A 23,115-nucleotide genomic window follows, 5' to 3' on the forward strand; every position below is an offset into this window, starting at 1 on the left:
AACTACTAGCAAAAATCAACAAGTTACCTTTATGAATAGTGTCGATGGTTTTGCCGGTGGAGGCGGTAGCATCAATTTAAGTAGTACTTCTAGTACTATACCTAATAATAATGTGTTAACTTTGCAGGGTAATTTGGGTAATGAAACTCTTGGCACAAAGGCAAATCCCCTTGCTGTTATAAATGTTAGTGGTAATGTCGGCGTTGTTGGTACTAATGCTATGTTAGGTACAAATGGACTTGATATGAGTAATACTGCAGTGCTTAATATTGCTGCTGGCGGGGTTTTTGCCGATGCATCACTTACCTCGGCTAAGATTGCCAAAATTAATATTGGTGAGGTTAATGCTGGACCAGTCGTTTATGCCCTTGATGCATTAAACGGTGATTTTCCATTAGATGCACCAGGTGTTACATTCGTGAATTCCGCATCTGTTTTAAAGTTAATGACTACCGTAGCTAGCTAGCGGCAAAAACAGTACTATAGAGTTAACAGGTAATATAGAGCCAGTTGTTCCAAATACCGGTGTAGTTGAGATAAATGCAAGAAATGCTAATACCAAGTTAACAATAAATGGTATGGCTAATAAGTATGCTACCGGAACAAAAGCAAATCCGGTGAGTAAAGTACAACTTACAGGGCACGGAACACTGGTAATAACTGCTCTTAATACCCCAAATATCGACGTATCCGTTGCAAAAGTTGCTATAGGATCACAGTTTGGATCAAATTTTTTTCTCCACTCCTTCCGGTTCTATTAATAGCGAGCTTGGGGCTGTAAAGATTGACGGTAATATGAATTGCCAAAATAATGCCGGTACCGTAGCAATATTTGCTAGTGATATAGCAAATAATATAACATCAGCTATTACCGGTAATATAACAAGTACCGGAGGTACTAACGGTACTATAGGTACAGTTGACGGTAATGGAAACTTAACGAATACAATTACGAACCTTGCAATGTTAAAAGCGGGTGTTGACAACAGCACCGTTACGATTAACACCGGCGGTAATATGTCAATTGCTGAAATCCAGGGAACCGGCACGGGTAATAAGTGTTTACTCAAGCAACTAATTTAACCAGTGGTATTAACATCACAGGCGGTAAAGATGTGGATTTAATGTTTACACCGGTCCAAGCAGTGTTAGTGGAGCTATAGGTAGCAGTACTTCAAAAGTGGGTGATATAACTATTAGCGGTGATGTATTAAATTGTACCGGAGGTATTAATGCAGGATATGTAATATTAATAAATGGTGGCGACATAAAATTTAAGGGAACAACGAATAGTTTAGATATTTCTAAAGGATCAAGCTTTTCTCCTTTTGCTTTTAAATCCTGAGGATAGAGCATGGTGATTTTTGATGAATTTACTGCTATTACTTATTCCGGTAGTATAGGTACTAAAGGAATGGTCGATATAGTTCAAATAGACAGGGGTGATGTTATACAATTCAAGGTACCGTGAAAACAGGCTCGATTTCATTTACTACTGCTCAGTCTGCAACTTTAAGCCTTAATAATACAAGTATAATAAATGAATCAATTACGACCACAGGTAATAAAATCCATACTCTTGCAATATCAAATGATTTAACAACTGGAGCTAGCGGTAGTGGTTCGGTAGGTTCAGACTCAAATCACCTTAAAACCGTTCAGTTCAACGGTGTAGACAGTAAAATCACAATCGATAGCGAAGATTTTTACTCGAGTATAACAACCAAGACTAATAATCAAGGTACGGCAATATTTAACGCTAATAATGGTTTGACCGATGATTTAGGTGGTGAGAATTTAAACCTTAAACTAGTTCAGTAGTAATAAAGACACAGTAAAAGGGGATACCTATGCTAAAACTATTGATGCCGGTAAATCAGCGGTATTTACCGGTTATAACAGTAGAAGTTTAGACATTTCGTCAGCCACGGTCGGCGGTGTTAAAGTGCCAAGAGCAACAACAAAATTTCATTACAAAACAAAAATCGTTTCAGAGAACTTCAAAGGGAGTAGCAGCAACTCTTCAGCGGAATACATTAATGCTGCACTTGTACAAGCACCGATTAATGGCGGTAGTCATAAATTCGATGATGATGTATGGTTACAAAAAGCGGTAACAGGCACTAATACTATTACTTTTGCACCGAAGAAAATCGGTTTTATTATTGCATCGGATTTAGGAGCAAATACTATAAGTTGCCGATCAAGCAACAATGATGTCTACCTGTGATAATACTAGTGTAAATGTCGGGGGCAATATCTCAGGAAGTAATATAACTTTCGATCTTGGTAATAATAAAGTTACTTATACAGGCTCTGCTACTCCTACCGGTGAGCTTATTATAAATGTCTTCTATGATACTATAAATGCAGGGCAAACAGGCAATGCTAATAGCGGTAATATAGTACTCGCAAGCGGTAGTACCTTTGATTTATCAAATGTTTCTTCAATTAAAGTATTTTTAACTGCACAAAATAATCCGTTTGCTATTGAGCAAGGTAGTGCTTATCCTATCATCACCACGGCAGGAGGTAATATCATGGTTGGTAATGCTGTAAGCTTACCGTTTAATGTAACCGCTAATGAAGGTGGTTTTGTCAGATGGCAAATTACAGGTAATTCCTTTGTACTTTTGATGATAGAACCAACAGGAGATGTAACAATAGATAATATCATCAAAATTTTAATAAATACTCCTGTTGGTAATGTTATAGTAAATACCCTTGTAGGGCAAAGATGAGAAGTCGTTGAACATCTATTACCTATAATTCAAAGACCTTCAAATGAAATACATAGAATAACTACTCCGCTTATTACCCCAATGGGGTCCTTCCGTCGGTTCGAGTGTTGGAGGTTTTAGCCCTCTACAGCCGCCACCAACTAGCGGTAGTGTAGTTAACAATATATATGTTCCGCCTACCACTCCGGGCGGCTACGACGTAACACCTAGCAATCCGGCAGGATATAATACTCCGACTACTCCGGTTACAGGCACAGGCGGATTTGGTTCTAACGGACCTGGTACAGGAGGTAATATTGGTACAGGCGGCGGTAGCCCATCAGTTGGTACCGGTGGTTTTGGTCCTAACGGGTCTGCTAATGTCGGAGGCAATCCTTACGGTCCGAATGCTTCGGTCGTAACGATTCCAACCTCAAACGTAGGCGCTAACCAGTTATCAACTGGAGGAGGCGGTAGCTTTGGAGGTACTACGGGTTATGACAGTCCGTCAACAGGTGGCTCAAGCTACAATAGTCCAGTTTTCGGTTCGGATGTATACAGTCCATCAACGGCTTCTAGTGGTTAGAGTGGTGCCGGTGGCTCAAGTTATAATAGTCCTGCTGCAACCGGTATTGCTCCTGCTAATAGCAGTAACTCTTCAGCACAAGGGAGCAGTTCTAGTTTGGGAGGTACAACTAAAGGCGGTGTAACCAACAGCGGAAGTAGTCCATACGGTAATAGCTATAATCCTAAAGCAACAGGTATTTCTCCCGCTAATAATAGTAACGGCATGGGAAGTAGTTCCGGTAGCGATATGTCTGCTATAGGTAGTAGCCGAGATAATTCTGCAGGTACAAGTAGCGGTGGAAGCTCAGGTAGCGGAATAAGTCGTGCTAAAGCGAATGACGGCTTTAATGTTGCACAAGATAATACTAGTATCGGTAATCAGAAAGTAAGGGAGAGAATTAAGGCTCTTGAAGATGAAAATAACAATGCTACGAATCCTACAGCAGAAGATGCTATATCACGTAAGAGAGGTGTAGCTGTCGGAGGCGGTGATTGTGAACTTGATGAAAGTAAAGCTAATAATTCCATTTACGGGGTATGGGCTAGCCTATATTACGGTAAGGCAGTACAAAAAGCCTTTAACGGACTTTATAAAGCTAAATCTACTGGTGGCTCAATCGGGATTGATACCGTTATAAACGATAATATAGTTCTGGGTGCTGCTTATTAGAGTCGATACGAAGTTACGTAAAATGCTAAAGCCGGCAATACTACTAAGGTCGGAACTAATATGGGCTCTATATACGGTTTATATAGCTTTATAAATAACCTATTTATAGTAAGGCGTAACCACGCACGAAGTGATATTAAAACTAATGAACTACGTAATATTATAGGCGGTTATGAAACAGCACACGGTAAATATAATTCAACTTCTTATAGTGGTCAAGTAGTTGGGGGTTATAATTATCTATGGAAAGAAACTTCATTTGCACCGATGGCAGGAATCAGGCTTACTAAGATTAAAGATTCCGGTTATCAGGAATACGGTACTTCTTTCCAAAACCTAACTATTCAGAAACGTCAATATAACAAGGTTGAAGGTATACTCGGCGGTGAAATTAAGACAACCTACTATAAGGATGAATTCATAATTAGACCGCAAATTCATGCCTTTATTAATTACGATTTCAAAGGTAAAACACCGGCAATTGTTGCAGATCTTAACGGTCTTAATGAGCCTCTACCGGTACTGGCACCTAAACCTACTAAAATGCTATATGATTTAGGGGCAGGTGCAGTAATTAAGAAGGGTAGAATGGAGCACGGAGTGCAGCATTACAGTCTGAACTTAGCTAAAAAATACCATGCCCAGTCCGGTACGCTAAGATTTAAAGTAAACTTCTAAAAACCCGTATCAATTAAGAATAAGGATTTTAAAATCCTTATTCTTAATTACACACCGAATAGCGGATTACTATATAATCAGCTGTTTGCATAAAATTAAATAATAAGTTGAATTTATACAAGGATTATCATATTAATATTTGTAATTATTTTTCGGGAACTGCGATAGTTTTTATGGTAATTGCATGTAGTTTTTTATTTAATATTTCAGACAGGACGTTTTTTACTAATTTATGTTGATTAATTAAAGAAAGTCCATTAAATTGAACATCTGATATTTCTAAGGCATAATGGTCTTGATCTCCTACTAAATCAGTAATTTTCATTGTACTGTTCGGAAATGATTCTTTAAGTATTTTTTCTAACTCTTCTACAGATATTGCCATTATTTTATCAATATTAATTTAAGTATTAATTAAAGTTTTTTTGCTTAAAGTAAAGCTTTATATGAATTTTTATTATAGAATTTTAAACATTCATTGATAAAATCGACTCTTATGCATATAATAATTAATATTATTATGTCATTCTATTAATTATTATGAAAAAAGAAACTGAAGAATTAAAATTATTTATCTTAGAATGTTTAAGTGAGAAAAAAGCAGAAGATATTGAGGTAATTGATTTAACAGGAAAACATAAATTAGCCGATTATATTATATTTGCTAGCGGTCGTTCGACTAAAAATGTTGGAGCAATTGCTGAATATGTAGCTTTAGAATTAAAAAATAATGCTGGTATAAATAGTAATATTGAGGGGCTTGGTAAATCAGAATGGGTACTAATAGATGCAGGTACTATTTTAATTAATATTTTTTATCCTGAAGTACGGGAGCATTTTAAGTTAGAAGAAATTTGGAAAAGATGAACGATCATATTCTTATTAACGTTATAATTTTACTCGGTACTGCGGTTTTTATCGTGGCTATACTTAAGCGTCTTAGATTAAGTCCGGTACTTGGTTACTTAATTGCCGGAGCTGCAATAGGTGATCACGGTTTAAAAATCGTAACATATGACCAAACTAAGTTACTAGGTGAACTTGGTGTAGTATTTCTATTATTTGCGATAGGACTTGAGTTATCCTTCGAGCGATTAAAAGCTATGAGACGATATGTATTTGGTCTCGGTAGTTTGCAAGTTTTAACAACCGCTATAGTAATTGCCGGTGCAATGGTGCTTATAGACGGCAATAGTAGTGCGGCTATTATTACCGGCGGTGGTCTGGCCCTTTCATCTACAGCACTTGTTATGCAGGTTATTGAGGAAAATCGTAGTCAATCAACGCAAATAGGAAGAGTTTCTTTAGCTATTCTGTTACTACAAGATTTGGCCGTAGTGCCATTGCTTGTGATAGTTCCGTTACTTGCCGGTAACAATAAAGCCTCGCTTGTAGCGGCTCTTGGTATTGCACTCTTAAAAGCCGTAACGGCCTTACTTACAATATTTATTGTCGGTCGTGTTTTTCTTCGTCCTGTATTTTCATTCATTTCATCAGAAAGTAATAATACAAGCGAGTTACCTATTTCGATGACTTTGTTAATAGTACTTTCTGCTGCTTGGGCTACCGAAACATTTGGTTTATCTTTAGCTCTAGGGGCATTTGTTGCCGGAGTATTAGTTGCAGAAACTGAATTTAGATTGCAGGCAGAGGAAAGTATTTATCCTTTCAAAAGTTTATTTTTAGGATTGTTTTTCATGACCGTGGGTATGAATATCGATGCCCTAGAAATGTATGAAAAAATATCTCATATTCTTACTTTATCTATTGCTTTAATAGGTATAAAAACCTTAATCATAACGGCTTTTTGTATTTTATTCGGTTTTAATAAAGGAGTGGCTTTTTATTCAGGCTTATTATTATCGCAAGGTGGAGAGTTTGGTTTTATATTATTCAGTTTAGGTAAAGATAGTGGAGTATTAGAAGAAAGTACTGCCGATATATTATTACTCGTAGTTACTTTTACTATGGCACTTACTCCATTACTCGCAGCTTTAGGGCAAAAGATTGCTGAGAAAGTTGATAAAGGACTTGGTAAAACTCCGACTCAAATGATTGAGCTTGGGGCAAGAGATTTAACAAACCATATTATTATTGCCGGACTCGGTAATACCGGTAAAATGGTAGCAAGAGTTTTGGAAGCGGAAGGTATAAGTTACGTAATACTTGATTTAGATGATGATAGAGTAAAAGAAGAGCTATCAAACGGTTTGCCGGTTTTTAAAGGTGATGTATCGCAAGCCGATACTCTAAAGGCATTAGGTACGGAAAGAGCATTTGCTATAATACTTACTATGAATAATCAAGTAACTATCAAGAAATCGCTTAAAACAATTAGTGGTAATTATCAGGATATACCGGTTGTCGTTAAGTTAAAAAATTTAAAAAATGCTAGAGAGTTTTATGATTTAGGTGCCACAACTATTATTCCAGAAAGTTATGAGACTGGATTACAAATAGGTGGAACAGTCCTAAAAAATATAGGTATTAGTGAGCAGGAAATTAATAGAATAAAAGTACAATTTAGGCTTGGTAATTATATAATAGCAAAAAAAGAGGATGCTTTATCTGAAGCGGAAGATAATGATTAAAATTCTTATTACGTTAATTATTGTAATATTATCAACAACAATTAATGCCGATAATAAAAAATTGCCTATTCCGAGATTTGTTTCAATAAAATCTAATGAAGTAAATGCAAGGAGCGGACCAACTACTAAATCTGCCGTAGAATGGGTTTTTGTTAAAAAAGGCGAACCGGTAGAAATAACTGCAGAGTACAAGCAATGGCGACAAGTACGTGACATTAACGGCGAAGGCGGTTGGATACATTCAAGCGTTTTATCAGGTAAAAGATCAGTAGTTATTACTTCTGATAAGGAAATAGAACTTACCAAATCCGCAGACCATAAAAGCCGAGTTATAGCAAAATTAATGCCAAAAGTTCGTTGTAGTTTAAAAAAATGTAAAGAACAATTCTGCCAAATTACATGTAAGGATTACACAGGTTGGATTTCCAAGAAAGTAATTTGGGGAGTGTATGATGATAATGATAGGTATTAATAGGCTTCTTGCATAACCTCCTTCTAAAGGTAATTTGTATGTCAATCCGGTACTCGCATCCTCACGTACTTTTATGTACGCTGCAGTGCTGTGTTCCGTGTTTCCTTCAAGTTCCTCTTTATAAGATAGGTGATGCAAGAAGCCTAGTACCGATAATAAATTGTAAAAGTAATTTACTGCCTGAAGTTAATTTGCTATGTATAAAAACTTACCAAAGATATAATTATTTATCCAAAGATATTTAGACGGTACAAATGATGTCGCATTTAAAAAACTATTTAGCGATAAAGTAAAATTAATAAATTTATTGAACTCTCTTCTTAGGTTATCGCAAGGAGATAGAATCATAGATTTAAGCTATATAACTACTGAACAGTTACCTGTATTTCTTGAAGGGCAAAGAAGTTTGTTCGATATAAAAGTTAAAGATGAAACCGGTAGATGGTATATAATCGAGATACAGCGTAAAATGGAGAAAGATTATCTTAATAGAACGCAGCTTTACGTTTGTTATACCTACGTTAGTCAAATTAAGAAGGGTATGAAACATAAGGATTTATTGCCGGTAGTAATAATTTCTATTCATAGGAGCAAAAGCTTTGCCTGATGAATTGCCGTATATTAGCTATCATCATATAAAAGAAAGCAATATACATAAATAATATTTGTTTTCATTAACTTATGTATTTATTGAACTAGGGAAGTTTAAAAAAATGATCTTAAAGATGATACCGATGAATGGTTGTATTTATTAAAATATGCTTCGCAAGAACAAGAACCGCCAAAAGAGATTAAAAATGAAATTGTGTTATCGGCATATGCAAGTTTAGAGCAATATAAATGGACAGAACAAGAGCATGATGATTATTTTAGAGCTGAAATGGCTATATAACAAGAAATAGACAAGTTTGAAGAAAAGTTTAATGTCGGGATGGAGAAGGGCATAGAAAAAGAGAAAATTGAAATTGCAAAAGAAATGCTAATAGAGAATGAACCTATAGAGAAAATAGCACGATATACTAAGCTTACAATAGAAGAAATAAAAAAGCTAAAAGCAGAAAAATATAAAGTATAGATATTTAAATGAAAACCACCTTACCCGAACGTTCTCTTAAAATTAGAGTAAGGCTTAATTTTATAGTGCAGCAGATTTTAGATATTGCACAGGAAAAATCGCTATGATTATCTTGTACGGCTCTTTTGCTAGAGGCGATTGGGTACATGATCTACCTTACGGCTATCATAGCGATACTGATATTTTGATAATTCTGAAAAAAGGTAAATATAAAGGATACACTGCTTTAAGATTAAAAGATAATATAAATATATAAGATTAGAAAACACAGGAATAATAAACCCTAAGCAAATTATTCCGTATGATTCAAGAATATCGATAATTCTAGAGTCAATAGAGGAAATAAGTAGGCAGTTAGAAAAAGGACGTTATTTTTATACCGATATAAAAAAAGAAGGGAATTTATACTTAGCGAGGCTAAAGATTTATCTTGGAGCGATTGGTAGAGGTAAAGGTTTTTTAAAAGGGGCAACTACTTATTTAAGCGATTTGTAGTATGCTTTTTATCAGCCTTTGCCCTTCATCAAGCTACGGAAAGTCTTTACAGTACTATTTTATTAGTTTCCTCAAACTACAAACCTAAATTACATAATTTACAAGAACTAGGTAGTATGGCAGGAAATTATGACAATGAATTATGGAGTGTATTTCTTCAATTAACCGAAGAACAAAAAAAGTGTTTTGAGTTTCTTGAAAAAGCTTATGTTGATGCAAGATATGATAAAAACTATAAAATTACTAAAGAACAGCTGCTTTGTCTTATTGAAAGAATAGAAAAATTAAAAGAAATCACCGCAAGAATCTGCACAGCAAGAATTAATCCGTAAGGATTGAGTGTCATTCCTAACTCAGCATTACCTGCGTGGATACCGAGTCGTCATTGCGAGCGACTGCAAGGAGCGTAGCAATCTAGCAAAAATAATAAAAATCTAAATATTAGCATTTTTAACTGGATTGCTTCGTCAAAACTTGCAGTTTTTCCTCGCAATGACGGGGCTTTTAAAGATATCTATAGTTATTGAGCAATGCCCATCAAGGTTTTAGTTTAAAGATTGATATAAATATAGTATAATATAAAACTTTAGTATATTCGATGAACTGCAAAAATTGGCTGAGTCGTTCTACAAGAGCTTCGGTTCTCGCGTATTACGTTATACGCAGCTCATCTTGCCTTGTGAACTCCTCGCTCTTTTTGAATTTGATCTTCGTATACTAGGCTTTTAGTTTAAAGATAGATATATATATAAAATTATGAGTAAGAAGCTTTATATTAAGACCTACGGATGTCAGATGAATGTTTATGATTCCGTTAAGATGCAGGATTTGCTTTATCCCTTTGGCTATGAACCTACTGAAAATATTGAAGAAGCAGATGTTATTATTCTAAATACTTGTCATATCAGAGAGAAAGCAGCTGAGAAAACTTATTCTGAACTCGGTCGTATTAAGAAACTACAAGATACCAGAACAAAACAAGGTTTAAGTTCTGCAATAATAGTTGTAGCCGGTTGTGTTGCACAGGCGGAAGGGGAGGAGATTTTTACAAGAACTCCTTATGTTGATATTGTTGTCGGTCCGCAATCTTATTATAACCTACCGGAATTAATCTCAAAAGTTGTTAGACACGAAAAGCACTTAATCGATCTTGATTTTGTTGAAGAAGCAAAATTTGATCAGCTACCTGAGCAATTATATCCGCAAGGAACAAGTGCCTTTATATCGGTACAGGAAGGGTGCGATAAATTTTGTACTTTCTGCGTAGTACCTTATACTAGAGGTGCTGAATTTTCAAGAAATGTAGAGCAGGTTTTCAGAGAAGCACTAAAAGTAGTTAGTAGCGGTGCTAAAGAAATTATGTTACTTGGACAAAATGTCAATGCATATCACGGTAAAGGTCCTGCAGATAAAATATTTAGTCTAGCCGATTTACTCAAACATCTAGCACAAATTCCCAATTTAGAGAGATTACGTTATACCACCTCACACCCGATAGATATGAATAATGATCTAATAAAGCTGTACGGCACCGAACCTAAATTAATGCCGTTTCTACATCTACCGGTGCAGTCAGGTTCAAATAAAATATTAAAAGCCATGAACCGCAAACATGATCGGGAATATTATTTTGATATAATTCATCGCTTAAGAGAAGCAAGGCCTGATATAGTTTTATCCTCTGATTTTATTGTCGGGTTTCCCGGTGAAACAGATGAAGATTTTGAGGGTACATTAGATTTGGTCCGTAGAGTAAAATACGGTCAGTGTTATTCGTTTAAATATAGCCCACGTCCCGGCACACCTGGTGCAACTAGAACCGACCAAATACCTGAACATATAAAATCAGAGAGGTTAACTATATTACAACAAGAACTCATGGCTCAGCAACTAGCTTTTAATACAAGTTGTGTTGGTAGTACTATGAAAGTTCTATTTGATCGCAATGGTAAATTCGACGACCAGATAATAGGTAAAACTCCATACATGCAGTCCGTATATATCCAAAACCCTAATAAATCTTTACTTGGTAAAATCATTGATGTAAAAATTACTAAGGCTTCACTTAATAGTTTAACAGGCGAAATATTATAAGTCATGTATAAATCTCTTCTTTTTTGTTTAAAAATTTTTGTCTTCCTTATTTTAGTAGGTTGCGGGATTACTGCTTATATAATATACCACTATTCACGTGATTTGCCTGATTACTCACAGCTTGCACGTTATTATCCGCCGTCGGTAACGCGTATTTATTCCCGTGACGGCAAATTAATGGAGGAGTACGCTTTTGAACGTCGTGTATTTGTACCGATTAATAGCGTACCGAGTTCGCTAATAGAAAGTTTTATTGCAGCTGAGGATAAGAATTTCTATAACCATCCCGGCGTTGATTTGTTTGGAATAGTTAGAGCGGTATTTTTAAACATATCTAATTATTTACATCATAGGCGTATGGAAGGAGCGTCTACCATTACTCAGCAAGTGGTTAAAAATTTTCTGCTAACTAACGAAGTTTCTCTTGAACGTAAGATTAAAGAAGCGATTCTTTCTTATATGATTTCAAGAGTATTTACTAAGGATCAAATTTTAGAATTATATCTTAATCAAACATTTTTTGGTCGTGGTGCATACGGTGTTGCGGTAGCTGCACAAAATTATTTTAATAAATCCGTAGAGGAACTTACTATTGCAGAATCAGCTTTTATTGCGGCACTGCCTAAAGCCCCTTCCGAACTTAATCCTGAGAGAAATTATGCTAGAGTAAAAGCTCGTCGTGATTACGTAATAGCACGTATGTTTGAAGATGGTTATATAACAAGAGACGCTGCGAAAGAAGCTATGGATAGCCCGATAGTTTTACGTAAACGAGCTAAGGAAGAAACTGTTACGGCAGATTATTATGCTGCACAGGTCAGAGAAGAAGTAATTAGGATGTTAAATAGTAAGGAAGAATTTTATACCGGAGGTCTTACTATCATTACTTCTTTAGATGCAAAGATGCAGCAATTAGCTGAAAACTCTCTAAGAAAAGGTCTAAGGGAGTTTGATAGAAGGCGTGGTTTTAGAAAGCCTATAGCTAATATTTCTCTTGATAATTGGCAAGGAGAGCTAAAAAAACTACCGACTCCTCCATCGCTTTTAGAGTATAAATTAGCTGTAGTTCTAGATGTAGCCGATAATCATGTAGAGATTGGACTTATAGACGGCAGCAAATCTAAGATGCCTATAGCTGAAATGAAATGGGCAAGAAGTAATTTTAAATCAGTTAAGACCTTGCTTAAAAAAGGTGATGTGATAGTGGTTGAGGCTATAAAAGAGGGGTATGCTCTTCGTCAGATTCCTGAAGTAAACGGTGCTATTATGGTTATGAACCCAAATACCGGACAGGTACTTGCAAGCGTCGGCGGTTATGATTTTTCCACAAGTAAATTTGATAGAGTAACTCAAGCACTGCGTCAACCCGGTTCTTTGAGTAAAACCTTTGTTTATTTAGCAGCTCTTGAAAACGGTGTTAAGCCGAATCAGATTTTTAATGATGGACCTATTGAGATTTCGCAAGGTCCAGGGATGCCTAGTTGGCGTCCTAAAAATTATGAGGGTAAGTTTTTAGGTGAAATCACTATGCGTACTGGTCTTGAAAAATCTCGTAATCTTATAACCGTAAGAGTTGCAACTGCCGTAGGACTTACAAAAATCGTTGATATAATTAAGCGTTTCGGTATTAATAATGAACCAAAAAAAGTTTACTCTATGGTACTTGGTTCCATTGAAACCACACTTAGCAGAATGACTAATGCTTATGCAATTATTGCTAACGGCGGTAAAAAAGTTGAGCCTCATTTTGTAGAATTAATTAAAGATCGTAACGGTAAAATTATTTATAGGCGAGATGATAGAGAATGTCTTGCTTGTAATGTTTCGGATAGTAATTTAGATACCGCAATATTAGAAATACCGAAAGAATATATCTATAGAGTTACGGATGAAGCTAGTGATTATCAAATTACTTCGTTTTTAACCGGAGCAATAGATAGAGGTACCGGTTATGCTGCGAAGAAGTTAGGGAAAATTATCGGCGGAAAAACCGGTACTAGTAACGATAGTAAAGATACATGGTTTGTAGGTTTTACACCCAAAATAGTAGTCGGCAGTTATGTGGGTTATGATACACCGAAAGAGCTTGGAAAAAGAGCAACAGGCTCAAACGTAGTATTACCGATTTTTATTGATTTTATGAGTAATGCTTATAAGGATAAGCCATCACTGCCTTTCAAAGTTCCAGATTCAATTAAGCTAATCGCCGTAGATAGCACAACTGGTAAAATTACACCAAGCGGTACTGTTATAGAAGCATTTAAAGTAAATAATGTTCAGATGCTTGAGAATGAAGATATGATTGATAATCAAGATAATAATGATATTTTTGATTATGTACCGAGTAAGGAAGATCAATCGCAGGAAATTTACTAAACTGTATAATTAGTTTAAGCCGATGTCATTCCCTGTTCTCTATGTCATGCAACAAAACCACCTATTTTTATTTGAACCTATGAAAAAATTATTTTATATCTCACTGCCCTAATATCACTTACTATAACTTTTATAATTCAAGCGGATTGTTTTTTAGTTAATGAAAATTATAAAACAAGAAGGTGATTGTGAGTCTCGTTATGCTCCATGCTCAACATTTAAAATTGCTATAAGTTTAATGGGTTATGATGATGGGTTTTAATTGATGAAACTCATCCAAAATTACCTGTTAAAGAAGGATATGCTGACTATCTTGAAGTTTGGAAACAATCCCAAACACCTAAAGATTGGATGAATAATAGCTGTGTTTGGTATTCTCAGATTATTACTCAAGAATTAGGTATGGAAAAATTTCGTGATTATGTAACATAATGTGATTATGGTAATCGTGATATTTCAGGAGGAGATAAAGGAAGGAATAACGGTTTAACTAATGCATGGCTTTCTAGTTCTTTAGAAATTTCACCGTAAGAACAATTAGCTTTTCTTCAGAAACTGGCAGAGAATAAATTGCCTGTAAGTGTTCAAGCCCAAGAAATGACTAAAAATATTTTGTTTATTGCAGATTTTGTAGATTGTTGGAAGCGTTACGGTAAAACAGGCAGTGGTAATAAACTTAGCCAAGATAGAACTGTAAAGTTAAAGGATCGTAAAATCGGATGGTTTATAGGTTGGCTACAAAAAAATGACAGAACAGTTTTCTTTGTACATTTCATTGAAAATAATAAAAATTATGATTCTTATGCAGGGCAACGTTCTAAAGAAGCAGCGAAAGAAAAGCTAAAAGAATTGATAAATCAAGAATTGAAATAAATCTCGATTTTTATTTTCGAGGAACAACCAACAGTGAATTTGCTATTGGTTGTTGATTAAAAAGCAATACTCTAGGTTATCTATACTAAAGTACCTTCTTCTTCATAGGAGACTCCGGTCATATCTACCACAGCATGATCATTATCAAGTAGAGTGTTATTTTCAGTAGTAACATCTTCATTAATTTCAGCAGCAAGTTTTTCAGCTTCAATTTCATCAATATATTGTTTTAATTTAGCGTTTGTTGCGTTTTTATTTCTAACATACCAAGTTACCACTACACCTATTATAACAGCTATGGAGGCAACTACAGCTGTGCCAATGCTTATATGTTGAGCAACCAAGGAATTATCGTTATCACGCTCATCAAACATATTTTCTTGAGAGTTGTAAGTTGTATTGAAAGCACAGTATTAGTAAGGTTTGCTACGGTGTTATTAATTAAATTTATTCCCGTTTCAGTCTAACTTTCGGTGTTATCGGAAAAGATTGATTCAGAAATTTCGGCAGTAGAGCTTGTTATTGTGTTATTAATCGGATTAGCTGCGATTTCAGATAAGTCTTTTGTTATGAGTTCTAATAAGTTTTCTATTGTGTTAGTACCTTGAGTAGTGCTAGATATCGGGTTAGATATTAAATCCTTTATTTCTGAAGAAATTCCATTCAAATTATTTCCTTTAAGTACCTCAAATATTTTGCATCCTTTACTATAACCTATAGTAATAGGGTTATTAGTTGCTGCAGTATTAAGTATATACTCAATAGTAGGGTTTTAAATTTTAGTATAATTTTGTGGATCAAAATAATAACGAAAATTTTCTTGACATATTTTCATCAATGCTTCCTCATACATAAAAGTATTATCACCTTGTTTTTTTTATATATAATCTTGTATATCGTCTCCATTATCATTAACTGCAGTAATAATAGCCTCGTCTATAGTTAGTTAACGCTTTCTTTATTTTGAAAAACCCTCTAAATATTAGGTTCATGATATCGTTATTTAATAATTCAATTCTTTTGCTATACTCCATCGCTGCCATATTATTTTTAGGACAATTTGATACAATTAAATTTTTTGTAGTAGGATCTATATAATAATTTTCTCCGTTATATCCTATTTGAAGCATATTATATTCTTGATCTCCAATTGTTGCTCTTGCTGTTTGTAGTAATTCTTGCCACAGTGGTTAAAAATGAAGTTAATTGATGTATCATTTTGCTATTCCTTTGGATTTTTAAAATTGAAGGGCATAATCAGCAGTACTTATTTGATAGTCAAGAAATTATTAACAAAAATTAATAATTAATATATAATCATTGCAATTAGGTGAAATTATATAAATTTCAATATCACTTGAAGTATCTAAAGAAATGTTATAAAGTCAAAAAGTTCATAGAAATTTAAGGGTATTATGCAAGTAGTAAAAGCTTTAGAACAAATTTTAGCAGATAGCTATGCTTTATATTTTAAAACACAAAATTATCATTAGAATGTAGAAGGAGCAGAGTTTAGAAGTCTACATTTATTATTTGAGGGGCAGTATGAAGATTTAGCTGAAAGTTTAGATGAGCTTGCTGAAAGAATAATTTAAATGCTAAAGTTCCCGCATTATCAGATTTAATAAAACTTGCATCTATAGATGAGGCAAATCTAAACGCAACGGCAAATGAAATGCTGAAAAGTCTAACAAAAGATCAAGATATTATTAGAGATACCTTATATAAGGGACTCAAAGTAGCACAAGCAGAGGGCGATGAGGGTACAGCCGATATGATTATTGGACGAATTAAGGTGCATGAAAAGAATAGATGGATGCTGAAGAGTAGTATACTCTAGTGTCATTTCCATTTTCGTCATTGCAAGCGACTGAAAGGAGCGTAGCAATCTCAGGAGATAGTGTATGATTCCTGAGATTGCTGCGTCGATGCTGTGCATCTCCTCGCAATGACGTTAATGTGCATAACAAACTAACAAAATAAAAATAAAATGGAACAATATGATGTAGCCGTTATAGGCGGTGGTCCAGGTGGATATGTTGCAGCAATTAGAGCAGCACAATTAAAGAAAAAAGTTGTATTAGTAGAAAAAGAGCATTTAGGTGGGGTATGTCTTAATTGGGGTTGTATACCGACTAAATCCCTGCTTAAATCTGCTGAGGTTTTTGAATATATAAAACATGCTAAAGACTATGGAATTGATGCTAAAGGTGCTGAAATCAACATTAAGAAAATAGTCGAACGCTCAAGAGAGATTTCAAATAAACTTGCAGGCGGTGTTAAGTTACTACTGAAAAAAAACAAAGTGACCGTGATAGACGGAGTAGCAAGTCTTGCAGGAAATAAGGTAATAAATATAAATGATAAACCTACAGTAAAAGCAGGAAATATTATTATAGCTACCGGCGCAAGATCTAGGGTTTTAAAAGGCTTTAAGCCTGACGGTAAACAAATTTGGACTTCTAAAGAAGCTATGATACCGCAGCATGTGCCGAAATCTATGATTATTGTCGGCTCAGGTGCAATCGGTATAGAATTCGCTTCGTTTTATAATAGTATTGGTGTGGATGTTACCGTAATTGAGGCACATAATAGAATATTGCCTGCTGAAGATATGGAAATTAGCGGAATCGCTCATAAGAACTTTGAGAAGAAAGGTATAAAAATTATTACAAATGCTAAGTTAATTAAGCAAACAAAATCAAAAGATAAGATAGAAGTTGAGTTAGAGTTAGCAGATAAAACACAAAAATTACAAGCTGAAATTTTACTTATGGCAGTAGGTATTACAGCTAATACGGAAAATTTAGGTCTTGAGAAAACAAAAATTAAAGTAGAAAACGGCTATATAACTACTAACGGGTTAATGCAAACTGCGGCATCAGGAATTTATGCTATAGGCGATGTAGCAGGAGTGCCTTGTTTAGCTCATAAAGCAAGCCATGAAGGTATTATTGCAGCGGAAAGCATAGCGGGCTTAAAACCGCATACTATTAATAAACATAATATTCCTGGTTGCACTTATTCTTCGCCGCAAATAGCAAGCGTCGGTTTGACTGAAGAAGAAGCAACAACCTTAGGTTATGAACTTAAAATAGGCAGATTTCCTTTTATAGCTAACGGTAAGGCTTTAGTAAGTGGTGATAGCGATGGCTTAATTAAAACTATATTTGATGCTAAGACGGGTGAGTTGCTTGGAGCTCATATGATAGGTTCGGAAGTTACGGAATTAATACAAGGATATGTGGTTTCAAAAAATTTAGAAGGAACGGAGTTGGATTTAATTAACACTATCTTCCCGCATCCGACTTTATCGGAAATGATGCATGAATCAGTATTCTCTGCTTATGATAGGGCAATACATATATAATACTCGATGAACTTCAAAAATTGCCTACGTCGTCTTATAAGAGTTGTGGTGCTCACGTATTAAGTATATGCTCCGCTCCTTGCCTTATAGACTCCTTGCTCTTGTTGAAGTTGATCTTCGTATATACGTTTCATTTTACTTCGGAGATATAAATTAAGAAAATGAACAAAGGTAATTTAATCAAGAATTATGCAGTAGCGTTATTAAATAACGCTATGGTTGATAATATACAAGATAAGATCTTTGAAGAAATTACTTCTATAAACCGTATAATTACCGATAATTTTGATATTAGAGAGTTCCTATTTTCTCCTATAGTAAATAAGAACGACAAAATTAACGCAGTCAATTCATTAGCAAAAAATATCAAAATTAGCACAATAGTACAAAATTTTTTATTGTTATTGGTAAAAAATTCTCGTACTGCTATTTTATCTAATATAGTAGATGCTTATAATACTTTACTATATGAAAGTAAAAACATAAAGATAGTTCAGGTTATTTCTGCAAATAAATTACAACCTAAAGAGCAGGAGTGGATTAAATCTCGTATAGAAAAAGAATTAAATCAAAAAACAGAAATATTATTTGATATAGATAATACTATTATTGGCGGTATTGTAATTAAATATGATAGTATGTTGCAAGATTACTCAATAAAAGGTAGTTTAGAGAAAATAAAGAAAGCTTTAAAGACAGTTAATATTGCTGTATAGATATTTATATAGTCATTGCGAGGAAATTACGAAGTAATTGACGAAGCAATCTCAGGATATTTTATAAGATTGCCACGAGGCCTACGGCTGCTCGCAATGACGACTCGGTATCCACACGGGCAATGCTCGTTCGCAATGACAAGAAAATTAGGAGACATAAACCACATGAAACTAAAGCCTATTGAAGTAGCTGAAATATTACAAAAGGAAATAGCTAATATTAATTGCTTAAGTGAGCTTGAGGAAGTAGGGCAGGTAATAACCGTCGGTGACGGTATAGCCCAAATTTACGGTCTTGCTAATGTAAAATCCGGTGAAGTAGTAGAATTTAAATCCGGTGTTAAGGGCCTTGTTTTAAACTTGGAAAACGATAGTGTCGGTGCTGTAATTATGGGGGATGATAACCAAGTACAGCAAGGTGATAATGTCAAAAGAACTAAAGCAGTTTTAGAAGTACCGGTAGGAAACGCTTTGCTTGGTCGTGTTGTTGATGCTCTAGGTAATCCTATTGACGGCAAAGGCGATATTGCAAGTAAAGAGTACAGACATATCGAGATGAAGGCTCCGGGGATAATAGAAAGAACGAGCGTGAGTGAACCCGTACAAACCGGAATAAAGGCTATAGATTCGTTAATCCCAATAGGTAGAGGACAAAGAGAGTTAATAATCGGTGATAGGCAAACTGGAAAAACGGCTATAGCCGTTGATACTATTATTAATCAAAAACAAGCTCATTCACTTACTAATGAAAGTGATAAAATTTATTGTATTTATGTAGCTATTGGGCAGAAAAGATCAAGTGTTGCACAAATAGTAAAAAAACTAGAAGATGCCGGAGCCATGGACTATACACTTATTGTTTCGGCTACTGCTTCGGAAGCTGCAGCTCTTCAATTCATTGCCCCTTATTCTGCCTGTAGTATGGGCGAATATTTTCGTGATAACGGCATGCACGCACTTATTATTTATGATGATTTAAGTAAGCATGCCGTTGCATATAGACAAATCTCATTATTACTTAGAAGACCTCCCGGGCGAGAAGCCTATCCCGGCGACGTGTTCTACCTGCATTCAAGGTTGCTTGAGCGTGCTGCTAAAATGTCAGAGGAAAAAGGCAGCGGTTCACTTACTGCTCTTCCTATAATCGAAACGCAGGCAGGTGACGTATCCGCATATATCCCAACAAATGTTATTTCGATTACCGACGGTCAAATTTTCTTAGAAAGTGAGCTATTTTATAAAGGCGTAAGACCTGCCGTTAATGTCGGTATTTCGGTAAGTCGTGTTGGTTCTGCAGCACAAATAAAGGCTATGAAGCAGGTAGCAGGTTCGGTAAAGCTAGAGCTTGCTCAATTTAGAGAGCTTGAGTCTTTCTCGCAATTTGGATCAGATTTAGACCCTGCCACTAAAGCACAAATCGATCACGGTAAAAGATTAGTTGAGATATTAAAACAAGCTCAATATCATCCTTTTCCGGTAGAAGAACAAATAGTAAGTATTTATGTCGGAACTAAGAAATATTTAAATGATGTCCCGCTTCAGAAAGTAAAAGAATTTGAAGATAAAATGCTTACGGAGATAAGGTTAAATAAAAAAGATATTTTGGAATCAATAAAAAACGAGCAACGTATAACCGAAGAAACCGAGCAGAAACTGAAAGCATTTTTAGAAAATTTCGTTAAGGAATTTGTTAAATAAGATGATGTTGTTTTTGTGTGGATACTAATCGTCATTGCGAGTGACTGAAAGGAGCGTGGCAATCTCAGGATATTTGACGAGATTGCAACAAAGCTTCGTTCCTCGCAATGACATAAAAATACTAAATAAATATGTCAAATTTAAAGCAGTTAAGAACTAGAATTAAAAGCGTTAAATCTACACAAAAGCTTACTAAAGCAATGCAACTAGTATCAGCTTCTAAAATGGCAAAAATAAAGAGTCAAATAGCCAATTCAAATTTTTATATTGAGGCTGTTAGTAAAATGATGTCTGCTATATTATCAATTGATATGTATGAGTTATCTATAGAAGAGCAGAAATTTTTTAATACCGTGCCGAATAAAGCAAATTTATTGATAGTTATGACATCACAGCGTGGTTTATGCGGAACGTTTAATTACAGTATAATTAAGCAAGTTAAGAATGATATTAAAGAGTTAGAAAATAAAGGCGAACAAATAAAACTTATCATTATTGGAAAAAAAGGTTACGAAGCACTAAAAAGGCAATATGTAAATTATATTGATAGTTATTTTGAGTTACCCAAAATTCATGATGAAAATCTGATGCTACAAGTAAAACAAAAAATTATGTCGGCAGTAGAAAATCTAGAAGTTAGTAATTGTGTTATATATTTTAATAAATTTAAGAACGCAATGACTCAAATTATGACTAGACAACAGATTTTACCAGTAGCAAAATATCAGGATGATTCTATGATAGATAATCCTATAGTTAATTTAGTCGGATTCGGATACAAGGAACGAGGAGTGAAGCCTATAAATAATAGGAGAGCGACGAGTGACATAGTAGGCGAGTCCAAATCAATTGACTATAATTATGAATATGAGGGAGAAAGTCTCATTTCTAATCTAATTAATTTATATGTGAATTCCCAAATAAATTATGCTTTACTACAAAGTAGAGCAAGTGAGGAGGGAGCTAGAATGACCGCTATGGAAAATGCAACAAATAATGCTAATGATTTAATAAGCAAGTTAGTTTTAAAGCTCAATAGATCAAGACAGGCTATTATTACTACGGAATTAATAGAGATTATAGCCGGTTCAGAAGCAGTTTAGATATACTCGTTTAATTTGAAAAATTGGCGTCGTTGTTTCATATTTTTTGATCCTCACGTACTAGTATATACGCTCAAAAAATATGAAACGCCTTGCTCTTTTCCACATTAAACTGCGTCTATCTGTTCTTCATTTTATTTGTATTATATTTTTTAACAAAAGAAAAAATCATGACAAAAAATATTGGAAAAATTACTCAGATTATTTCAGCGGTGGTGGATGTAAAATTTACGAATAACGGTAAGTTACCGGAAATTTTAAATGCTCTAGAGTGCTATAACGATAAACAAAGGATAGTCCTGGAAGTAGCACAACATATAGGTGATGATACAGTGCGTTGTATTGCTATGGATTCTATGGAAGGGTTAGTGCGGGGCGTAGAAGTAATAGATACAGGCAGTCCTATTCGTATTCCTGTAGGTACTGAGACGCTTGGGCGTATTATGAATGTTGTAGGTGAGCCGATTGACGGTAAAGGAGACATTAAAAGCTCAAATATTTCTTCTATATATAAGCCTGCTCCTGATTTTACCAATCAGTCAACCGAGCGTAATATATTAGTAACTGGTATTAAAGTTATTGATTTACTTGCTCCTTATACTAAAGGCGGTAAAATAGGACTATTCGGTGGTGCAGGAGTCGGTAAAACCGTGCTTATAATGGAGCTTATTAATAACGTGGCTAAAGCACACGGCGGTTATACGGTATTTGCAGGAGTTGGTGAGAGAACTAGAGAAGGTAATGATCTTTACCATGAAATGATTGACTCGGGTGTTATTAACCTTGCAGAGCCTGAAAAGTCAAAAGTAGCTTTAGTTTATGGACAAATGAACGAGCCGCCGGGAGCAAGGGCAAGAGTTGCGTTAAGCGGTCTGACCATTGCAGAGAGTTTTAGAGATATGAATGAAGGGCAAGATGTTTTGTTTTTTGTAGATAATATTTTCCGTTTTACTCAAGCAGGTTCTGAAGTATCGGCGTTACTCGGTAGGATTCCGTCAGCGGTAGGGTATCAGCCTACTCTTGCAAGCGATATGGGTGAGCTACAAGAGCGTATCACCTCTACTAAGTACGGCTCAATAACTTCCGTGCAGGCTATATATGTACCGGCGGATGATTTAACTGATCCTGCTCCTGCTACTTCTTTTGCACATTTAGATGCTACAACGGTACTTAGCCGTCAGATAGCTGAGTTTGGGATTTATCCGGCAGTTGATCCGTTAGATAGTAATTCGCAGGTACTTGATCCGATGATTGTTGGTGAAGAACATTATAGTGTAGCAAGACAAGTGCAGCAGGTTTTACAAACTTATAAATCGTTGCAGGATATTATCACTATTTTAGGTATGGATGAGCTATCCGAAGAAGATAAACTAACCGTGGCACGTGCTAGAAAAATACAGCGTTTCTTATCGCAGCCTTTCCATGTCGCTGAAGTATTTACCGGAGCTGCAGGCAAATTTGTTAATCTAGCCGATACTATTGCAGGCTTTAAAGGACTTGTAGAGGGTAAATACGATGATTTACCGGAAGCTGCTTTTTATATGGTCGGAACTATAGACGAGGCTATAGAGAAGGCGCAGACGTTGAAGTGACGTTGATGTCATTCCCGCGTAGGCG

The 23,115-nt window shown here is 35.2% G+C and carries 30 protein-coding genes and 2 pseudogenes; 26 read left to right on the forward strand and 6 right to left on the reverse strand.

The annotated features are described in order from the left end of the window. Positions 1-31: 31 nt before the first annotated feature. Both RSIB_RS09840 and RSIB_RS02150 read left to right on the forward strand, forming a co-directional pair. Positions 32-466 carry a hypothetical protein gene (locus tag RSIB_RS09840; RefSeq protein WP_004997267.1) on the forward strand — a complete coding sequence of 145 codons (435 nt, stop codon included), beginning with the start codon at positions 32-34 and terminating at the stop codon, positions 464-466. Positions 467-720: 254 nt separating this feature from the next. Further along, positions 721-1,083, forward strand: coding sequence for a hypothetical protein (locus RSIB_RS02150; protein ID WP_004997269.1), 363 nt, complete (start codon positions 721-723; stop codon positions 1,081-1,083). A gap of 45 nt (positions 1,084-1,128) precedes the next feature. On the opposite strand, the gene RSIB_RS09405 is transcribed toward RSIB_RS02150, so the two are convergent. Beyond that, entirely contained in the window at positions 1,129-1,356 is a 228-nt protein-coding gene (locus RSIB_RS09405) for a hypothetical protein (RefSeq protein ID WP_032850873.1), read from the reverse strand. A 111-nt stretch (positions 1,357-1,467) separates the two neighbouring features. Here RSIB_RS09405 and RSIB_RS02145 point away from each other — a divergent pair, with 111 nt between their 5' ends. From RSIB_RS02145 to RSIB_RS02135, 3 genes are all read left to right on the forward strand, one after another. After that, complete coding sequence (locus RSIB_RS02145) at positions 1,468-1,821, forward strand: hypothetical protein (protein ID WP_004997274.1); 354 nt, start codon at positions 1,468-1,470, stop codon at positions 1,819-1,821. A 124-nt stretch (positions 1,822-1,945) separates the two neighbouring features. Further along, positions 1,946-2,230, forward strand: a complete 285-nt coding sequence (locus RSIB_RS02140; RefSeq protein ID WP_004997281.1) for a hypothetical protein — start codon at positions 1,946-1,948, stop codon at positions 2,228-2,230. Then, positions 2,217-2,741, forward strand: coding sequence for a hypothetical protein (locus tag RSIB_RS02135; protein ID WP_004997282.1), 525 nt, complete (start codon positions 2,217-2,219; stop codon positions 2,739-2,741). The genes RSIB_RS02140 and RSIB_RS02135 overlap by 14 nt, the downstream gene beginning before the upstream one ends. A gap of 192 nt (positions 2,742-2,933) precedes the next feature. Here the strand turns inward: RSIB_RS02135 and RSIB_RS06225 are convergent, their stop codons facing one another. Continuing rightward, positions 2,934-3,113 (reverse strand): hypothetical protein, encoded by a 180-nt coding sequence (locus RSIB_RS06225; protein WP_016728380.1) that lies wholly within the window; start codon positions 3,111-3,113, stop codon positions 2,934-2,936. 289 nt (positions 3,114-3,402) lie between these two features. Here RSIB_RS06225 and RSIB_RS06235 point away from each other — a divergent pair, with 289 nt between their 5' ends. Both RSIB_RS06235 and RSIB_RS02130 read left to right on the forward strand, forming a co-directional pair. After that, on the forward strand, positions 3,403-3,957 hold the full coding sequence (locus tag RSIB_RS06235) for a hypothetical protein (protein WP_016728378.1): 555 nt from the start codon (positions 3,403-3,405) through the stop codon (positions 3,955-3,957). 39 nt (positions 3,958-3,996) lie between these two features. Further along, a pseudogene (locus tag RSIB_RS02130) lies at positions 3,997-4,635 on the forward strand (autotransporter outer membrane beta-barrel domain-containing protein); the annotation flags it as partial. Between the two features lie 145 nt (positions 4,636-4,780). Here the strand turns inward: RSIB_RS02130 and RSIB_RS02125 are convergent. Further along, a complete protein-coding gene (locus RSIB_RS02125) occupies positions 4,781-5,020 on the reverse strand; it encodes a BolA/IbaG family iron-sulfur metabolism protein (RefSeq protein ID WP_004997285.1) in 240 nt (79 codons plus the stop codon). Positions 5,021-5,175: 155 nt separating this feature from the next. Between RSIB_RS02125 and rsfS the strand changes: the two genes are divergently transcribed. From rsfS to RSIB_RS02085, 13 genes are all read left to right on the forward strand, one after another. Further along, positions 5,176-5,502 (forward strand): ribosome silencing factor, encoded by a 327-nt coding sequence (rsfS, locus tag RSIB_RS02120; protein ID WP_004997291.1) that lies wholly within the window; start codon positions 5,176-5,178, stop codon positions 5,500-5,502. Further along, complete coding sequence (locus RSIB_RS02115) at positions 5,499-7,226, forward strand: cation:proton antiporter domain-containing protein (protein WP_004997292.1); 1,728 nt, start codon at positions 5,499-5,501, stop codon at positions 7,224-7,226. Before rsfS ends, RSIB_RS02115 begins: the two co-directional genes overlap by 4 nt. Then, on the forward strand, positions 7,219-7,698 hold the full coding sequence (locus tag RSIB_RS02110) for an SH3 domain-containing protein (protein ID WP_004997294.1): 480 nt from the start codon (positions 7,219-7,221) through the stop codon (positions 7,696-7,698). Before RSIB_RS02115 ends, RSIB_RS02110 begins: the two co-directional genes overlap by 8 nt. A gap of 307 nt (positions 7,699-8,005) precedes the next feature. Next, on the forward strand, positions 8,006-8,305 hold the full coding sequence (locus RSIB_RS09845; RefSeq protein WP_004997296.1) for a PD-(D/E)XK nuclease family transposase: 300 nt from the start codon (positions 8,006-8,008) through the stop codon (positions 8,303-8,305). 135 nt (positions 8,306-8,440) lie between these two features. Further along, positions 8,441-8,590, forward strand: a complete 150-nt coding sequence (locus RSIB_RS09850) for a hypothetical protein (protein WP_016728376.1) — start codon at positions 8,441-8,443, stop codon at positions 8,588-8,590. A 39-nt stretch (positions 8,591-8,629) separates the two neighbouring features. Beyond that, on the forward strand, positions 8,630-8,773 hold the full coding sequence (locus tag RSIB_RS09855; protein WP_016728375.1) for a hypothetical protein: 144 nt from the start codon (positions 8,630-8,632) through the stop codon (positions 8,771-8,773). A 103-nt stretch (positions 8,774-8,876) separates the two neighbouring features. Beyond that, positions 8,877-9,029, forward strand: a complete 153-nt coding sequence (locus tag RSIB_RS09180; RefSeq protein WP_004997297.1) for a nucleotidyltransferase family protein — start codon at positions 8,877-8,879, stop codon at positions 9,027-9,029. Positions 9,030-9,324: 295 nt separating this feature from the next. Further along, positions 9,325-9,600: a HEPN domain-containing protein gene (locus RSIB_RS08730; protein WP_100217526.1), complete on the forward strand. Its 276-nt coding sequence runs from the start codon at positions 9,325-9,327 to the stop codon at positions 9,598-9,600. 424 nt (positions 9,601-10,024) lie between these two features. Further along, on the forward strand, positions 10,025-11,362 hold the full coding sequence (gene miaB / locus RSIB_RS02095; RefSeq protein WP_004997300.1) for a tRNA (N6-isopentenyl adenosine(37)-C2)-methylthiotransferase MiaB: 1,338 nt from the start codon (positions 10,025-10,027) through the stop codon (positions 11,360-11,362). A 3-nt stretch (positions 11,363-11,365) separates the two neighbouring features. Then, positions 11,366-13,738 (forward strand): penicillin-binding protein 1A, encoded by a 2,373-nt coding sequence (locus RSIB_RS02090; protein WP_004997302.1) that lies wholly within the window; start codon positions 11,366-11,368, stop codon positions 13,736-13,738. Positions 13,739-13,898: 160 nt separating this feature from the next. Next, a complete protein-coding gene (locus RSIB_RS10480) occupies positions 13,899-14,000 on the forward strand; it encodes a serine hydrolase (protein WP_004997304.1) in 102 nt (33 codons plus the stop codon). Next, positions 14,000-14,170: a penicillin-binding transpeptidase domain-containing protein gene (locus RSIB_RS10485; RefSeq protein WP_340139615.1), complete on the forward strand. Its 171-nt coding sequence runs from the start codon at positions 14,000-14,002 to the stop codon at positions 14,168-14,170. The genes RSIB_RS10480 and RSIB_RS10485 overlap by 1 nt, the downstream gene beginning before the upstream one ends. Before the next feature lie 123 nt (positions 14,171-14,293). Continuing rightward, the gene (locus RSIB_RS02085; RefSeq protein ID WP_272942535.1) at positions 14,294-14,611 is read left to right on the forward strand and encodes a penicillin-binding transpeptidase domain-containing protein; all 318 of its coding nucleotides are present in this window, start codon (positions 14,294-14,296) and stop codon (positions 14,609-14,611) included. Between the two features lie 80 nt (positions 14,612-14,691). Here the strand turns inward: RSIB_RS02085 and RSIB_RS02080 are convergent, their stop codons facing one another. From RSIB_RS02080 to RSIB_RS02075, 3 genes are all read right to left on the reverse strand, one after another. Beyond that, positions 14,692-14,985: a hypothetical protein gene (locus tag RSIB_RS02080; protein WP_004997307.1), complete on the reverse strand. Its 294-nt coding sequence runs from the start codon at positions 14,983-14,985 to the stop codon at positions 14,692-14,694. 89 nt (positions 14,986-15,074) lie between these two features. After that, positions 15,075-15,278 carry a hypothetical protein gene (locus tag RSIB_RS06250; RefSeq protein ID WP_016728372.1) on the reverse strand — a complete coding sequence of 68 codons (204 nt, stop codon included), beginning with the start codon at positions 15,276-15,278 and terminating at the stop codon, positions 15,075-15,077. A gap of 244 nt (positions 15,279-15,522) precedes the next feature. Further along, a complete protein-coding gene (locus RSIB_RS02075; RefSeq protein WP_004997309.1) occupies positions 15,523-15,741 on the reverse strand; it encodes a hypothetical protein in 219 nt (72 codons plus the stop codon). Between the two features lie 285 nt (positions 15,742-16,026). Here RSIB_RS02075 and RSIB_RS08735 point away from each other — a divergent pair. The 6 genes and pseudogenes from RSIB_RS08735 (at position 16,027) to atpD (ending at position 23,090) form a co-directional block, all read left to right on the forward strand. Continuing rightward, positions 16,027-16,451, forward strand: a pseudogene (locus RSIB_RS08735) (Dps family protein). Positions 16,452-16,601: 150 nt separating this feature from the next. Then, the gene (gene lpdA, locus RSIB_RS02070; RefSeq protein ID WP_004997313.1) at positions 16,602-17,981 is read left to right on the forward strand and encodes a dihydrolipoyl dehydrogenase; all 1,380 of its coding nucleotides are present in this window, start codon (positions 16,602-16,604) and stop codon (positions 17,979-17,981) included. Between the two features lie 161 nt (positions 17,982-18,142). Continuing rightward, a complete protein-coding gene (gene atpH, locus RSIB_RS02065) occupies positions 18,143-18,697 on the forward strand; it encodes an ATP synthase F1 subunit delta (protein WP_004997314.1) in 555 nt (184 codons plus the stop codon). A 165-nt stretch (positions 18,698-18,862) separates the two neighbouring features. Next, positions 18,863-20,395, forward strand: a complete 1,533-nt coding sequence (atpA, locus tag RSIB_RS02060; protein WP_004997317.1) for a F0F1 ATP synthase subunit alpha — start codon at positions 18,863-18,865, stop codon at positions 20,393-20,395. A 131-nt stretch (positions 20,396-20,526) separates the two neighbouring features. After that, the gene (atpG, locus tag RSIB_RS02055; RefSeq protein ID WP_004997319.1) at positions 20,527-21,498 is read left to right on the forward strand and encodes an ATP synthase F1 subunit gamma; all 972 of its coding nucleotides are present in this window, start codon (positions 20,527-20,529) and stop codon (positions 21,496-21,498) included. 170 nt (positions 21,499-21,668) lie between these two features. Then, on the forward strand, positions 21,669-23,090 hold the full coding sequence (atpD, locus tag RSIB_RS02050; protein ID WP_004997321.1) for a F0F1 ATP synthase subunit beta: 1,422 nt from the start codon (positions 21,669-21,671) through the stop codon (positions 23,088-23,090). Positions 23,091-23,115: the final 25 nt, after the last annotated feature.

Source organism: Rickettsia sibirica 246, assembly GCF_000166935.1.
Taxonomy (GTDB): Bacteria; Pseudomonadota; Alphaproteobacteria; order Rickettsiales; family Rickettsiaceae; genus Rickettsia; species Rickettsia rickettsii.